The organism is Janthinobacterium sp. SUN206, assembly GCF_030587305.1.
Taxonomy (GTDB): Bacteria; Pseudomonadota; Gammaproteobacteria; order Burkholderiales; family Burkholderiaceae_D; genus Janthinobacterium; species Janthinobacterium kumbetense.
On the sequence record NZ_JAPWIB010000004.1, the window covers coordinates 343,579 to 358,360 of the forward strand.

Sequence of the window (14,782 nt, forward strand, 5' to 3'; positions counted from 1 at the left end):
GATTCCTTAATTAAGCTTGACCGGCAGCGGCGGCAACGACGCTCTTGGCTGCATCTTCCATGGTGTCGGCTGCGATGATAGGCAGACCGGAATCGGCCAGCATCTTTTTGCCCAGATCTTCGTTGGTGCCCTTCATGCGCACCACCAGCGGTACGTTCAGCGAAACGGCTTTCACCGCGGCGATAACGCCTTCGGCGATCACGTCGCAACGCATGATGCCGCCGAAAATGTTCACCAGGATGGCTTTCAGGCCTGGGTTTTTCAGCATGATCTTGAACGCTTCGGTCACTTTTTCTGCCGTGGCGCCACCGCCGACGTCCAGGAAGTTGGCTGGCTCGCCGCCGAACAGTTTGATCGTGTCCATGGTGGCCATGGCCAGGCCGGCGCCGTTCACCAGGCAACCGATGTTGCCATCGAGCGAGATGTAGGCCAGGTCGAATTTCGACGCTTCGATTTCAGCTGGATCTTCTTCGTCCAGGTCGCGCAGGGCGATGATTTCCGGATGACGGAACAGGGCGTTCGGGTCAAAGTTGAACTTGGCGTCCAGGGCGATGACTTTGCCGCTGCCGGTGACGATCAGCGGGTTGATTTCGGCCAGCGAGCAATCGGTTTCCCAGTATGCTTTGTACAGGCCTTGCAGGTTGACGCGGGCGTCGACGATGGAACCGGCAGGCACGCCGATTTTGGTCGCGATGTCGTCTGCCTGGGCATCGGTCAGGCCAACGCTCGGCTCGATGGTGACGTGGTGGATCTTCTCTGGGTGGCTCTCGGCCACTTCTTCGATGTCCATGCCGCCTTCGGACGATGCCATCAGGACGATTTTCTGGGTGACGCGGTCGGTGACCAGCGAAACGTACAGTTCTTGCTTGATGTCGGCGCCTTCTTCCACCAGCAGGCGGTTGACTTTCTGGCCTTCGGCGCTGGTCTGATGCGTGATCAGCTGCATGCCCATGATCTGGTCAGCGTATTCCTTGACCTGTTCCATCGATTTTGCCACTTTCACGCCGCCGCCCTTGCCGCGGCCACCTGCGTGGATCTGCGCCTTGACAACCCACACCGGGCCGCCCAGGGTTTCCGCAGCCTTGACGGCTTCTTCGACGGACATGCACGGAATACCGCGTGGTACCGTCACTCCGAATTGCCGGAGGATTTCTTTGGCTTGATACTCATGGATTTTCATGCTGGCTTCCCTTCTGATACTGATGTGTAAAAATACGGTTAGTGGTGCAAAAAAAACAGGAAAAACAGAGCGCCGGGGTCACGCTTTGGCTACCCAGCGCGGGTAATACTGTGCAACCGCCCCGCCATCGGTGCGCAGGGCGTGGCATTTGTCGAGTTGAAACGGCTTTTCATGCGACAAGTCAGCATTCGCACCGTCACGGGTCGACCAGACATCGCCGGCAAATGCCTGAACCGTCGCAGTCGGCAAGACTTGCGCCAGTTCGGTCAAATGGGTACAGCCGGCGATTCCCGCCAGGCGCTGTTTCAAGTCGCGGCGGAAATTCTTCAATAAATTCAGACCGATCAGCGCTCTGTAAGCGGGGCCGATGGTATCGCAAAAACCGGGATAGGGCACGGCATCGGAGGCGGCTTCGGCCTCGACGATGGTCAGTTCGCGATCGACGGTAATGCGTAAGTGGAGGTCATGCAGGGGGGAGCCGGCGGGACGGGGGCCGGAGGCCAGGGTCGCGTCATAGCTTTTGATATCGGTGATACGGGCGTCAATATCCCACAGGCCGTCGTCGCGCACATACGCTTGGACGTCGATAACGCGGGAGTGCCGGAGGGCGCGCCGGGATACGGGAGTTGACAGGGGCATAAGACCGATGCCGCTTGCGCGGCCATAATTTAGTAAGCAGCCATGTGCCTAAAGCACTCTGTTCGCAGCTTCTACGAACAGCAACCGCACCTGCGGCGCCGCAAAAACCCTAAAAGTGTAGCACACTGGGCGCTGGTTGCGCCGCAACATAATTTTTCACCGGTCTGCTCGCCTGCCTGCGATTATTGATGCAAATCGCAAGATCAATGACGATCATTCGCGATTCGCATAACTTGCGGCATGGCGCGGACACGCCAACACCGTGCCTCAGTCGGTCACGCCCAGCGCGCGCAAAACCGGCAAGGTACGCTCGGCAAAATGGCGGGCATGCTCCCACAGCTCGGCCAGGTTCTCTTCCTCCGTCAGCAAGGGCTGCCCATCCTTCGACAGCAACTGCTTCAGGCGTATCAGCACGGGCCATGTCTCGCGCACCCAGTCCTGCGGCTCTTGCCATCCTTGCATTTTCGCCCACAGGAACAGCTGTTGTAAATGCGGTACAAACACGCCGCCGCCCGTCATCGGGCTGGCAAGGCTGTACAGGTCGGACCTTGCCAGCGCCTGCTCCAGCAAATACGCATTCAGGCGCGCCGTCTGCGGCCTTGCCACGGCAATGTCGGCATCGTCCTGGACGGCGTAGACACTGCCCTTGCTGATCAGAATCAGCATGATCTGCAACAAGGCGGCCAGGCTGGCTTCCGTGCCAGCCAATTGCTGCTCCAGTTCCCCGATCGTGCGCACACGGTGATCGGCAAGCGCATCGAGCACGGGCCCATACACGCGCTCATCCATATCGGCATCGCCCAGCACGCCATGCACGCTCAACACCACCGTATCGCGCGGCACCGCCAGCATCACGCGCACGGCCCGCAAGGCCGTGGCCTGGGCGAACGGCGTCAGCGTGCGTGCACCCTTGATCCAGTAATCCCTGCGAAATTGCTGGTTGATCAGAAAAGCCCGCGTCGTTTCGCGGAAGATGGGATCAGGAATCTCGGCCAGGAATTGCTGGTGCTCGGCCGTCAGATTGAGCATGTCGACATGCTCGGTGTAGGTGGCGGAAGCGGCGAACTCCAGCTTGGCTTCACTCAACATGGCAGCCACCTGGGAAAAAGCCATCGGCTGCCAGTCCGCATTGAAATACTCGTGTGCAACATAATGACGTTCAAACGATTTCAGCTTCTCGAAGCGGTCGGCCAGCAGGGGATTGGCCTCGAGATAGCGCGGCTTCGTGGCGATCATCCTGTCGACGAAATCGATGGCGCCGTCGATACGCGCCAGCACGCCTTGCCCCGGCGCCCCCATGACACGGCTATGCTCCGTCAGCAAGTCGCGCATCGGCATCATGGCGGCCCAGCCAGGCTGGGTGTTGTAGCTGAGGTAGGCGACGCCGCCCACTTTCAGCTTGCGCTGCAGGAAGTCCACGATCAATACACGGTTTTCCGCCGAAATCCAGCTCCAGATGCCGTGCAGGCAAATGAAATCGAAATCGGGCAAATCATCGCGGCGGCAAAACTGTTCGAACGATTCGTCCGTGAACTGCGCCCCGGCGCCAGCGGCGCTGGCCAGTTCCTGGGCATAGGCCGCCTGGGCCGGATTGAAATCATTGCCATACCAGCGCGTGGCGGACGCCGCAGCATGGAAGTTGGCACTGACGCCCTGGCCGAAGCCCAGTTCGCAAGCCGTGCCATTGGCAGGCAGGACCAGGCCGGCGGCCAGCAGGGGCAGGCGCAGGCGCAGGGGATTCAATTCTTCGTAATAGCCATAGGTATAGGCGACCTCGGCCATATAGCCGGCATTCCAGTTGCTCATTGCGCTTCCTGTCTCGATCAGTGGCGGTGCACGCAGCGCACCGGGTTCGAGCGCCAGAATACCCGATATCGCGGGCGCCCAGTAGCGCGAACAGAGGGCATTTGAAAGCGCAGTTCACGGCCGCGCGGCGCGACGGCCGCGTCATGGCCAGGGCGCAAAGCAGACGGCAGGAGCGGCAAAGCGACCTTGTCTGGCGGCATACGGGAGCGCCAGTGCGCGCACGACGGCCTTAGTCCTCGTCGGGCTCGAGTCCCTTCAACGCCACCTGCACAGCGCGCTGGGAAAAGCCGCGCTGCATCAGAAAGCGCATCTGCTTGTTGCGCTGCTCGGCATCCTGCGCCACTGCACCAAATTTGCGGCGCCACACTTCGCAGGCGCGCGCCACTTCCCCTTCGGCCAGGCCCGCCTTGAGTTCCTGCAGCGCCTCGCCCCCAATGCCATGGCTTTGCAATTCCGCCATGATGCGGCTATTGCCGAAACGGGCCGAGCGGCGGTGGATCAGCGACTCGGAAAAACGCTCCTGCGACAGCCAGTTGGCTTGCTCCAGGCTGTCGAGCAAGGCTTCCACATCGTCGCTCTCCTGCGCATGGCGCTGCAGCTTGCGCCGCAATTCCATGCGGCTGTGTTCGCGCATCGACAGAAAGCGTAGCGCCCTGCCCTTCAGGCTCAGTTGTACCGCTGCCATACCCGTATCCCATCTTTACCACACCGGACTGAAAACACAATTGCCGCCAGGCGCACAGGCGCAGGGCGGCAATCATTGTAGAACTTTTTTGTGCGGCAAGCTGCCGCCGGCGAGCCAGGCGGGCCCCGCCACTGTCGCTTACTCGGCGGCCTTGGCTTCCGCAGCCTTGGCAGCCTTGTCGGCAGCCTTATCCGCTTTTTCCGGCTTTTCAGCAGCCAGCGGCGGCAGTTCGCGCACGCCCAGCGAAGCGCGGACCTTGTTTTCGATCTCGCGGGCCAGCGCCGGACGCTCTTGCAGGAAGGCGCGGGCGTTGTCCTTGCCCTGGCCGATGCGTTCGCCGTTGTAGCTGTACCACGAACCGGATTTTTCCACGATCTTGGCATCCGAACCCAGATCCAGGATTTCGCCTTCGCGCGAGGTGCCGGCGCCGTACAGGATGTCGAAGTGCGCTTCCTTGAACGGTGGCGCGATCTTGTTCTTGACGACCTTGACCTTGGTTTCGTTGCCGATCACTTCATCGCCGGACTTGATCGAGCCGGTGCGGCGGATATCCAGGCGCACGGAGGCGTAGAATTTCAGCGCATTGCCGCCGGTGGTCGTTTCCGGGCTGCCGAACATCACGCCGATCTTCATGCGGATCTGGTTGATGAAGATGACCAGGGTATTCGTGCGGTTGATGGAGCCGGTCAGCTTGCGCAGGGCTTGCGACATCAAACGGGCTTGCAAGCCCGGCAGGGAATCGCCCATGTCGCCTTCGATCTCGGCGCGTGGCGTCAGTGCGGCCACGGAGTCGATGACGACGAGGTCGACGCTGCCCGAACGCACGAGGGCGTCGCAGATTTCCAGCGCCTGCTCGCCCGTATCCGGTTGCGAGATCAGCAGTTCATGCAGGTTCACGCCCAGCTTTTGCGCGTAACCGACGTCGAGCGCGTGCTCGGCATCGATAAAGGCGCAGGTGCCGCCCAGTTTTTGCATTTCAGCAATGGTTTGCAGGGTCAGGGTGGTTTTACCCGACGATTCAGGACCGTAGATCTCCACCACGCGGCCGCGCGGCAAGCCGCCCACGCCCAGCGCGATATCGAGGCCGAGCGAACCGGTCGACACGACTTGCACTTCTTCGATCGGTGCGCTGGCATCCATGCGCATGACCGAACCTTTGCCAAACTGCTTCTCGATCTGCGCCAGTGCGGCGGCGAGCGCCTTGGCTTTTTCCGATGCGGGTACTACAGCTTTTTTATCGTCCATATGTTCTTTCAGCCGTTCTACAGTCGACGATTCACGTGAATCGGTCGGCCTGCGATAGCGCCAGTGGGTTAAATTCTTTACACAGACAGTACTGTATAAAAAAACAGTGATCAATGCAAGCGGAACGTGGATTTGTTTTGAAACAGATCAATACAACCCTGTTTTTCACAAAAATTCGCCACCTTGCGGAAAATGAAACACAATACAAGCTTCTACCGTCGCAAGCATAGGAAGTGCACCATGCGTATTTTACTTGCCGAAGATGACAGCGTGCTGGCCGATGGCCTGACCCGCTCGCTGCGCCAGTCCGGTTATGCGATCGACTACGTCAAGACCGGGCAAGAGGCCGATACGGCCCTGTCCACCCAGGAATTCGACTTGCTGATCCTCGACCTGGGCTTGCCCAAGATGTCCGGGCTGGAAGTGCTGCGCCGCCTGCGCGCGCGCGCCTCGCTGCTGCCCGTGCTGATCCTGACGGCCGCCGATTCCATCGAGCAACGCGTGAATGGCCTCGACCTCGGTGCCGACGATTATATGGCCAAGCCGTTCGCCTTGTCGGAACTGGAGGCAAGAGTGCGCGCCCTGACGCGCCGCGGCGCCGGCGGCGGCGCCACCATCATCAAGCACGGCCCCCTCAGCTACGACCAGGTGGGGCGCAGCGCCTACATCAACGACCAGATGCTCGACCTGTCGGCGCGCGAACTGGGCTTGCTGGAAATCCTGCTGGGCCGCACGGGCCGCCTCGTTTCAAAAGAGCAACTGGTCGACCACCTGTGCGAATGGGGCGAAGAAGTGTCGAACAACGCCATCGAAGTGTATGTCCACCGCTTGCGCAAGAAGATCGAAGTGGGCGGCGTGCGCATCGCCACCGTGCGCGGCCTCGGCTATTGCCTGGAAAAATACTCGGAAGCGGCGCGCCTGAACGCCGAAGCGGGCGAGTCGGCAAGCCCGGCCAGCGGACCCGCCAGCAAGTGAAGGCGCGCGAGGCGCCAGCGGACGAGGCGGACGACGACGACTGGTTCGAGCCGCCCACCACGGAGCAGGATGACACCATCGAGCATTCGCTGTTCGGCGAAATCCTCGACTGGATGCTGGCGCCCTTGCTGCTGCTGTGGCCGATGAGCATCGCCATCACCTATCTGGTGGCCAAGAGCATCGCCAATCAACCGTTCGACCATGCGCTGGAAGACAGCGTGACGGTGCTGACGCAACAGGTCAAGCAAGCCGATGGCGCGATGCTGCGCCACGTGCCGGACAAAAACGGCAAGGGCCGCGACTTCCTGCGCGGCGACGATGTCGACACCCTGTATTACCTGGTGGTGGGCCCGCGCGGCGAATACCTGAACGGCGACCGCGATCTGCCGCCGCCGCAAGACCCCGACAAATACCGCAGCGGCATGGTGCTGTTTCGCAACGACACCATCCACGGCACGCCCGTGCGTGTGGCGTTCAGCTATCTCGACATTCCTTCCGGCAACGACGATGAACCCAGCCGCGCGCTGGTGCAAGTGGCGGAAACCCTGGAAAAGCGCGCCCAGCTGGCCAATGAAATCATCAAGGGCGTGATTTTGCCGCAGTTCATCATCCTGCCCGTGATCCTGGCCCTGGTCTGGTTTGCCCTGGCGCGCGGCCTGTCGCCGCTGGCGCAATTGCAGGAACGCATACGCGCCCGCCCGCCCGACGATCTATCGCCCATCGAATCGGGCCAGGTGCCCGAAGAAATCACGCCGCTGGTCGGTTCGCTCAACGAGATGCTGGCGCGGCTGTCGCTGTCGATCGACATGCAGAAGCGCTTCATCGCCGATGCCGCGCACCAGATGAAAACGCCGCTGGCCGGCATGCGCATGCAATCGGAGCTGGCCCTGCGCCAGACCGACCACGACGAAATCCACCGCTCGCTGCTGCAACTGGCGAAAAGTTCGGAAGCGGCCACGCGCCTGGTCAACCAGTTGCTGGCCCTGGCGCGCGCGGAAAACCAGCCGCAGGCGGGCACGGCGTTCGAACCGATCGAGTTGAGCGAACTGGCGCGCGGCGTGGTGCAAGACTGGGTGCAAGCCTCGTTTGCCCAGCATATCGACCTGGGCTTCGAACAGCCCGCGTATTCGATCTTGATTTCCGGCAATGCCATGATGCTGCGCGAGCTGCTGAGCAACCTGATCGACAATGCCTTGCGCTACACGCCGGCTGGCGGCAGCGTCACGGTGCGCGTGCGCAGCACCCTGGAACTGGCCATCCTGGAAGTGGAAGATACGGGCCCCGGCATACCGCAGGCGGAGCGGGCGCACGTGTTCGAACGCTTTTACCGCATTCTCGGCAGCAATGTCGACGGTAGCGGCCTGGGCCTGGCCATCGTGCGCGAAATTGCCCAGCAGCATGGCGCCGAAGTCGATATTTTTAACAATCCGCGCGCGCAGTCGCCGAAACTGCCGGGCACCCTGCTGCGCCTGAGCATCGCCCTGCTGTTGCCGGACGCGCCAGAAGAGGATGACATCACGTATGGATAAGCCGAGCCCACCCGCTCCCCCCGCGCGGCCGGCGCGCACGCCCAGCCCCGAGCTGCAGGCGCGCCTCGATGTGCACTGGCGCAAGACGCGGCGCCTGACGGCCATCCTGCTGCTGGTCTGGCTGCTGACGGGCTTCCTGACCGTGTTCTATGCGCGCGAACTGTTACATTTGAATCTGTTCGGCTGGCCGCTGCCCTTCTATATGGCGGCCCAGGGCGCCTCGCTCGTGTACCTGGCCATCATCGCCTTGTATGCCTGGCGCATGCGGCGCCTCGACCGGGCGTTTCATGCCGAGGAGCAAGCATGAGCGGCCAACGCAGCTTCTTTGCGCGCCTGTGCCGCTACTACCTGCTGTTTACCGCCGGTTTCGCCGCCTTCCTGCTGGCCCTGTCGGTACTGGAACAGGAAGGCATGCCGCGCGCGTGGATCGGCTACCTGTTCATGCTCGTCACCATCACCCTGTACGCCACCATCGGCGTCATCAGCCGCACCTCGAACGTCACCGAATACTATGTGGCGGGGCGCCGGGTGCCGGCCATGTTCAACGGCATGGCCACGGCCGCCGACTGGATTTCGGCGGCCAGCTTCATCAGTCTGGCCGGCGGCCTGTACCTGAACGGCTTCGACGGCCTGGCCTTCATCATGGGCTGGACGGGCGGCTATTGCCTGGTGGCCCTGCTGATCGCGCCCTATCTGCGCAAGTTCAGCCAGTACACGATTCCCGATTTCCTCGCCGCCCGCTACGGCAGCGGCACCGACAAACGGGGCGCCAGCGTGCGCGTGGTGGCCGTGGCCGCCACCATCATCGTGTCGTTTACGTATGTGGTGGCGCAGATCTATGCCGTCGGCCTGATCGCCTCGCGCTTCACGGGCGTGGATTTTTCCGTCGGCATCTTCCTGGGCCTGGCCAGCATCCTCGTCTGCTCCTTTCTGGGCGGCATGCGCGCCATCACCTGGACGCAGGTGGCGCAGTACATCATCATCCTCGTCGCCTTTCTGATTCCCGCCATGTGGCTGTCGGTCAAGCATGCGGACAATCCCGTGCCGCAGATCGCCTACGGCAAGGTGCTGCCGCAACTGAGCGCGCGCGAACACGTGCTGGAAACGGACCCGAAAGAAAACGAAGTGCGCGCCATCTTCCGCCAGCGCGCGCAAAGCTACCAGGCGCGCATCGATGGCTTGCCCGCTTCCTGGGAACAAGGCCATCTGACGGCCCAGCGCCAGCTCGATAGTTTGCGCCAGCGCAATGCTTCGCTGTTCGACATCCGCAACGCGGAGCGCTACCTGATCGCCTATCCGAAAAGTCCGGACGAGGCACGCGTGCTGTGGCAGACGGCGCAGGCGCAGAACCAGAAACGCGCCGAGCCGATCATTCCGCACGCGCAGCCGTTTCCCGCCGCCGACCGGGAACAATCCGACATCAAGCGCAACAATTTCCTGGCCCTCGTGTTCTGCATGATGCTGGGCACGGCCGCCCTGCCCCACATCCTGATGCGATCCTACACCACGCCGTCCGTGCACGAAACACGCGTCTCCGTCTTTTGGACCCTGTTCTTCATCTTGTTGATCTACCTCACGATTCCAGCGCTGGCCGTGCTGGTCAAATACGATATTTACTCGGCGCTGGTGGGCACGCAATACACGAACCTGCCCACCTGGGTGTCCTACTGGGCCAACGTGGATAAGCTCAGCCCCCTGATCAGCATCGTCGACGTCAACCGCGACGGCATCGTGCAATTGGCGGAAATTTCCATCGACGCCGACGTGCTGGTGCTGGCCACGCCCGAGATCGCCGGCCTGCCCTATGTGATTTCCGGCCTGGTGGCGGCCGGCGGCCTGGCTGCCGCCCTGTCGACGGCCGATGGCTTGCTGCTGGCCATTTCGAACGCCCTGTCGCACGACATTTATTACAAGGTGGTCGATCCCACCGCCTCGACGCAAAAGCGCGTGACGATCTCGAAATTGCTGCTGCTGGCCGTGGCCTTCATCGCCGCCTATGCGGCCTCGCAAAAGCCGGCGGACATTTTGTCGCTCGTGGGCGTGGCCTTTTCCCTGGCCGCCTCCACCCTGTTTCCGCCGCTGGTGCTGGGCGTGTTCTGGAAACGCGCCAACCACCAGGGCGCGCTGGCCGGCATGCTGGCGGGCTTTGGCGTGTGCCTGTATTACATGCTGCACACGAGCACCATGCTGGGAGGTAATGCCAGCGGTCAATGGTTTCATATCGCTCCCATTTCCGCCGGCATCTTCGGCGTGCCGGCCGGCCTGGCCGCCGCCGTGCTGGTCAGCTGGCTGACGCCGGCGCCAGGACGCCGCAGCACGGGGCTGGTCGAACACATCCGGGCGCCGGAATAGCACCTTGCTGGTTGAAACGTACAAACAATGATACCTTCAAGAAATAGTGCATAAATAGATATCTTATTTACTATTTTTTGGAGGCGGAATGACACCCAGCAACATTACTTTGGCAAGCGGTGCAACACTCACCCGCGCCGCAATGGCCTGCCTGTTGCTGGCGATCGTATCGCCGCCGGCACTCGCCCAAACGGCAGCCGCCAGCACCAAAGCTATCGTCCCGTCAGGCATCGGCGCCACCGCCTTCTTTGACGAAGATCAGATCAGCAGTGTCACGCTGTCGCCTGACGGCAACGCGGTCGCCATCTTGCTGATGGGCGACAACCGGCGCCGGCGCCTGACCGTGCTCGATGTAGCCAGCCAGGAAGTCAAGGTCGTTGCCAGCTTCAGCGACCGCGACATCGGCAACGTGGCATGGGTCAATGCCAAGCGGCTGGTATTCGATACCAGGGACTCGCAGGTGGCCGATGGCCAGCGCAAATATGCGCCGGGCATGTTCGTCGTCGACCGCGATGGCAGTAATTACCGCCAATTGGCTTCCATGGATGATATCCCGGATGACCCGCGCTTTGCGTCCAGGAAGTTACCGTCCTCCGTGTATCTGCTGGACCAGTCCGGTACCCAGGATTCCGATGTCATTTATGTCCAGAAAGCCGTCGTGTTCAAGGAGCGCAATGAGAATACGGCGAGGGTCGGACAATTCGACTTGCTGCGCCTCGATACCACTACCCAGCAATGGGAAAAAGTGGCGCCCCCCGCCAAAGGCGTGCTTCACTGGCTGCTCGACCAGCACGGCAAACCACGCCTGGCTACGGCTGTCGAGGGCCGGCGCAAGACGTTCTACTACCTTGAACAGGGCGAGCAACGCTGGCGTGCCATCGCCAGCCAGGATGCCTACGACAGCGAACCTCACGCCATTACGCCGCTGGAATTCGGTCCCGATGGCATCTTGTATGTCAGCAGCCGCAACGGCGCCGACACGCGCGCCCTGTATGCCTATGACCTGGCGGCTGGCCGCGTCACGGGCAAGCCGCTGGTGACGCTGGCTGGCTATGATTTCGATGGCGGCATCCTCACGGACCAGAAACGCTTGCTGGGTGTCTACTACACCAATGATGCCACCACCACCGAATGGTTCAGCGCCGACTGGAAGGCGGTGCAGCAAGACATCGACGCGCAATTGCCTGCGACCATTAACCTGATCTCACGCAGCTCCAGGGCAGACAGCCGACAGCTCATCGTGACGGCATATTCGGACCGCCAGCCCAGCGCCTTCCTGCTCTACAACAAGCAAACCCGGCAATTGCAAAAGATCGGCAGCGCCCGTCCCGCCATCGATGCTGAGCACATGGCGCAAACCGATCTGATGCAATATCGAGCGCGCGACGGCATGGAGATTCCTGCCTGGCTGACCTTGCCCAAGGGGGGCGGCAAGAAACTGCCGATGCTGCTACTCGTGCGCAGTGCGCCAGCATTACGTGGCAGCCTGTGGTACTGGATGAGCGAGCGGCAATTTCTCGCTTCGCGCGGCTATGCCGTGCTGCAAGTCGAATTTCGCGGCAGCGGCGGCCGTGGCGACCAGTATTTGCGAGCAGGCTGGAAACAATGGGGTCTGGCCATGCAGGATGACCTGGCCGACGGCGCACGCTGGGCCATCGCACAAGGCATTGCCGATCCTCAGCGCATCTGCATCATCGGCGGCGGCGCCTATGGCGGGTATGCCGCCCTGATGGGCTTGATCAAGGATGGCGACCTGTTCCGTTGCGGCGTAAGCTGGGCCGGCATCACCGACTTGCCGAAAATGTTTACACAGCACTGGAGCGTCGATCACCGGATGGGCGAGGAAGCAAGACAATACACCATGCCGCAACGCATCGGCGATCCCGTGCACGATGCCACCCTGCTCAAGGCCAACTCCCCCATGTATCAGGCCGAAAAGTTGACGCAGCCCCTGCTGTTGGCCTACGGGGGGGCCGGCAGCAAGGTACCCGTCTATCAGGGCATGCAATTGCGCGACAAGCTCAAGCAGAACAATCCCCGCGTCGACTGGCAGTTGTACGCCAACGAAGGCGACCGTTGGGACTTGGCGGCCACGCGCGTTGATTTCTGGCAGCGCGTGGAACAATTCCTCGACAGAAATATTGGAAAAGACAGCGCCCCGGCAAAAAAGGAGTAGGCTGGAGGGCCGTTCCACTTACGAGGAAATCCCATGCCGTCTGGAAAAATTCTTGTTGCCCAGGGAGGCGGCCCCACCGCCGTCATCAACCAGTCGCTGGTGGGCGTGGTGCTCGAATCGCGGCGCTTTCAACACGTCACGCGCGTGTATGGCGCGCTGCACGGCGTGCGCGGCATCATCAATGAAGAATTCGTCGATCTGACGCAGGAGACCAGCCATAACCTGGAACTGGTGGCCGCCACGCCCTCGTCCGCGCTCGGCTCCACGCGCGACAAGCCCGATATTGCCTACTGCCAGCAAATCTTCGAAGTGCTGCGCGCGCACGAGATCGAACACTTCTTTTACATCGGCGGCAATGACTCGTCCGACACGGTGCGCATCGTCAGCGAGGAAGCGCATAAGGCCGGCTATCCGCTGCGCTGCATCCACATCCCGAAAACCATCGACAACGACCTGGTGGGCAGCGACCACACGCCTGGCTTTCCCTCGGCCGCGCGCTTCGTCGCGCAAGCGTTCGCCGGCGCCAACCTCGACAACGCGGCCTTGCCCGGCGTGTACGTGGGCGTGGTGATGGGCCGCCACGCGGGCTTTTTGACGGCCGCCTCGGCGCTGGGCAAGAAGTTCCCCGACGATGGCCCGCACCTGATCTACCTGCCCGAGCGCGTCTTTGCGCTGGATCAATTCCTCGCCGACGTGAAGGCCATGTATGAAAAACATGGCCGCTGCGTCATTGCCGTCTCGGAAGGCATCCACGATGCCTCGGGCGAGCCGATCGCCAGCCTGCTGGCCACACAGGCGGGCAATGCGGTCGAGCGCGATGCGCACGGCAACGTGCAACTGTCCGGCACGGGCGCGCTGGCCGACCTGTTGTGCGACGAGATCAAGGCGAAACTGGGCATCAAGCGCGTGCGCGGCGATACCTTCGGCTATCTGCAGCGCTCCTTCATCGGCTGCGTCTCTGATGTAGATCAACGCGAAGCCCGCGAAGTGGGCGAAAAGGCCGTGCAATTCGCCATGTGGGGCGAGCGCGACGGTTCCGTCGCCATCAAGCGCACGGGCTTTTATTCCGTCGATTACGAGTTGCTGCCACTTTCCGATGTGGCGGGCAAGACGCGCACCATGGAAGACGAATTCATCAGCTCCAGCGGCACGGACGTGACGGATGCTTTCCGGCTGTACCTGCGCCCGCTGCTAGGCTCGGGCATGCCGGACGCCTTCCGCCTGCGCGCGGCCAAGGTGGCGAAGGTCTTGAAACCCTAGCTGTTTTCCGCCAGCAGCAGCGGCCGCAGCTTGACGGCCGCCTCCTTGAGCTGCGGTACGTGCTGCAGCAACTGCTCCACGGACTTGCGCGCCACAGGCGCGTGGCAGGCCACGGCCGCCACGATGCGTCCGTCGGCCGCGCAGATGGGCACGGCCACGGCCACCATGCCATGCACGAATTCCTCGTCGTCGATGCCGATGCCCAGGCGGGCGATGCGCACGATCTCGCGTTCCAGCAGGACAGGATCCGTGATGCTTTTCGGCGTGCGCGCCTGCAGGGTCAGCATGGCCAGCAATTCGCGCCGCTCCAGCAAATTCATGTGCGCCAGGAATAATTTTCCGCTCGCCGTGCAATGCATGGGCGCGCGCGTGCCCAGCACCAAGTGCAGGCGCAACGGTTCCTGCGTTTCCACGCGGTCCACGTAGACGATCGCATTGCCCTCGGGAATGGCCAAGTTGCACGTCTCGCCCGTGGCCGCCACCAGGCTCCCCAGGATGCTGCGGCTCACGCGGATCAGGGCATTATTGCGCAGGGTGGCCAGCGCCAAGTTGGTGGACGCGGCACCGGGCACGTAGCCGCGTCCCACGGGCGTGCGCAGCACATAGCCATGTTGCTCCAAGGTATCGAGCAAGCGCATCATGCTGGCCTTGGGCACCTGCATGCGCGCGGCCAGCTGCGACAGGGTCAAGGGCTGGCTGGCGCTGGCCAGGTGCTCGATCAGGCGCAGCACGCGCAAGCCCCGCGCCTCGTCGCCATGGCTGGCCGCCGTGCTGGGCGCAGCCTGGCTACCCTCTTCGGCCTCGGCCGGCCGTTTTTGAAACGCATCATGCATGTTCTGTTTCACCTCTCGCGTATGCGGCTGTTTCCGCTTGTCCCGGTGCTGCACGTCTTTTATAAATGGAACAAGACGTTCCAAAAATAATCAATAAAGACC

12 protein-coding genes are annotated in these 14,782 nt (G+C 62.1%); 6 read left to right on the top strand and 6 right to left on the bottom strand.

Annotated features, from left to right (window positions below; genetic code table 11):
* Positions 1–10 precede the first annotated feature (10 nt).
* The 5 genes from sucC to recA form a co-directional block, all read right to left on the bottom strand.
* Entirely contained in the window at positions 11–1,180 is a 1,170-nt protein-coding gene (gene sucC, locus O3300_RS22205; protein ID WP_034788653.1) for an ADP-forming succinate--CoA ligase subunit beta, read from the bottom strand.
* Between the two features lie 78 nt (positions 1,181–1,258).
* Complete coding sequence (locus O3300_RS22210) at positions 1,259–1,819, bottom strand: DUF2889 domain-containing protein (protein WP_077408684.1); 561 nt, start codon at positions 1,817–1,819, stop codon at positions 1,259–1,261.
* A gap of 267 nt (positions 1,820–2,086) precedes the next feature.
* Complete coding sequence (locus O3300_RS22215; protein ID WP_099666356.1) at positions 2,087–3,625, bottom strand: class I SAM-dependent methyltransferase; 1,539 nt, start codon at positions 3,623–3,625, stop codon at positions 2,087–2,089.
* A 229-nt stretch (positions 3,626–3,854) separates the two neighbouring features.
* Positions 3,855–4,310 (bottom strand): recombination regulator RecX, encoded by a 456-nt coding sequence (gene recX, locus O3300_RS22220; RefSeq protein WP_099666355.1) that lies wholly within the window; start codon positions 4,308–4,310, stop codon positions 3,855–3,857.
* Positions 4,311–4,448: 138 nt separating this feature from the next.
* A complete protein-coding gene (gene recA, locus O3300_RS22225) occupies positions 4,449–5,555 on the bottom strand; it encodes a recombinase RecA (protein WP_071321836.1) in 1,107 nt (368 codons plus the stop codon).
* 240 nt (positions 5,556–5,795) lie between these two features.
* Here recA and O3300_RS22230 point away from each other — a divergent pair, with 240 nt between their 5' ends.
* The 6 genes from O3300_RS22230 to O3300_RS22255 all read left to right on the top strand — a co-directional run bounded on the left by O3300_RS22230 (position 5,796) and on the right by O3300_RS22255 (position 13,847).
* Complete coding sequence (locus O3300_RS22230) at positions 5,796–6,530, top strand: response regulator transcription factor (RefSeq protein ID WP_034746066.1); 735 nt, start codon at positions 5,796–5,798, stop codon at positions 6,528–6,530.
* Positions 6,527–8,059: a sensor histidine kinase gene (locus tag O3300_RS22235; protein ID WP_289917589.1), complete on the top strand. Its 1,533-nt coding sequence runs from the start codon at positions 6,527–6,529 to the stop codon at positions 8,057–8,059. Before O3300_RS22230 ends, O3300_RS22235 begins: the two co-directional genes overlap by 4 nt.
* Positions 8,052–8,366 (top strand): DUF4212 domain-containing protein, encoded by a 315-nt coding sequence (locus O3300_RS22240; protein ID WP_099666354.1) that lies wholly within the window; start codon positions 8,052–8,054, stop codon positions 8,364–8,366. The genes O3300_RS22235 and O3300_RS22240 overlap by 8 nt, the downstream gene beginning before the upstream one ends.
* Positions 8,363–10,411, top strand: a complete 2,049-nt coding sequence (locus tag O3300_RS22245; RefSeq protein ID WP_305054141.1) for a sodium:solute symporter family protein — start codon at positions 8,363–8,365, stop codon at positions 10,409–10,411. Before O3300_RS22240 ends, O3300_RS22245 begins: the two co-directional genes overlap by 4 nt.
* A gap of 154 nt (positions 10,412–10,565) precedes the next feature.
* The gene (locus O3300_RS22250) at positions 10,566–12,587 is read left to right on the top strand and encodes a S9 family peptidase (protein ID WP_305054142.1); all 2,022 of its coding nucleotides are present in this window, start codon (positions 10,566–10,568) and stop codon (positions 12,585–12,587) included.
* A 33-nt stretch (positions 12,588–12,620) separates the two neighbouring features.
* Positions 12,621–13,847 carry a 6-phosphofructokinase gene (locus O3300_RS22255; protein WP_305054143.1) on the top strand — a complete coding sequence of 409 codons (1,227 nt, stop codon included), beginning with the start codon at positions 12,621–12,623 and terminating at the stop codon, positions 13,845–13,847.
* Here O3300_RS22255 and O3300_RS22260 read toward each other — a convergent pair.
* Complete coding sequence (locus tag O3300_RS22260) at positions 13,844–14,680, bottom strand: IclR family transcriptional regulator (RefSeq protein ID WP_251350116.1); 837 nt, start codon at positions 14,678–14,680, stop codon at positions 13,844–13,846. The genes O3300_RS22255 and O3300_RS22260 overlap by 4 nt on opposite strands.
* Positions 14,681–14,782: the final 102 nt, after the last annotated feature.

Coding starts and splice junctions, on each gene's coding strand:
- recA (WP_071321836.1), bottom strand. CDS start 5,555: ATGGACGATAAAAAAGCTGTAGTACCCGCATCGGAAAAAGCCAAGGCG.
- O3300_RS22230 (WP_034746066.1), top strand. CDS start 5,796: ATGCGTATTTTACTTGCCGAAGATGACAGCGTGCTGGCCGATGGCCTG.
- O3300_RS22245 (WP_305054141.1), top strand. CDS start 8,363: ATGAGCGGCCAACGCAGCTTCTTTGCGCGCCTGTGCCGCTACTACCTG.
- recX (WP_099666355.1), bottom strand. CDS start 4,310: ATGGCAGCGGTACAACTGAGCCTGAAGGGCAGGGCGCTACGCTTTCTG.
- O3300_RS22240 (WP_099666354.1), top strand. CDS start 8,052: ATGGATAAGCCGAGCCCACCCGCTCCCCCCGCGCGGCCGGCGCGCACG.
- O3300_RS22260 (WP_251350116.1), bottom strand. CDS start 14,680: ATGCATGATGCGTTTCAAAAACGGCCGGCCGAGGCCGAAGAGGGTAGC.
- O3300_RS22255 (WP_305054143.1), top strand. CDS start 12,621: ATGCCGTCTGGAAAAATTCTTGTTGCCCAGGGAGGCGGCCCCACCGCC.
- sucC (WP_034788653.1), bottom strand. CDS start 1,180: ATGAAAATCCATGAGTATCAAGCCAAAGAAATCCTCCGGCAATTCGGA.
- O3300_RS22215 (WP_099666356.1), bottom strand. CDS start 3,625: ATGAGCAACTGGAATGCCGGCTATATGGCCGAGGTCGCCTATACCTAT.
- O3300_RS22210 (WP_077408684.1), bottom strand. CDS start 1,819: ATGCCCCTGTCAACTCCCGTATCCCGGCGCGCCCTCCGGCACTCCCGC.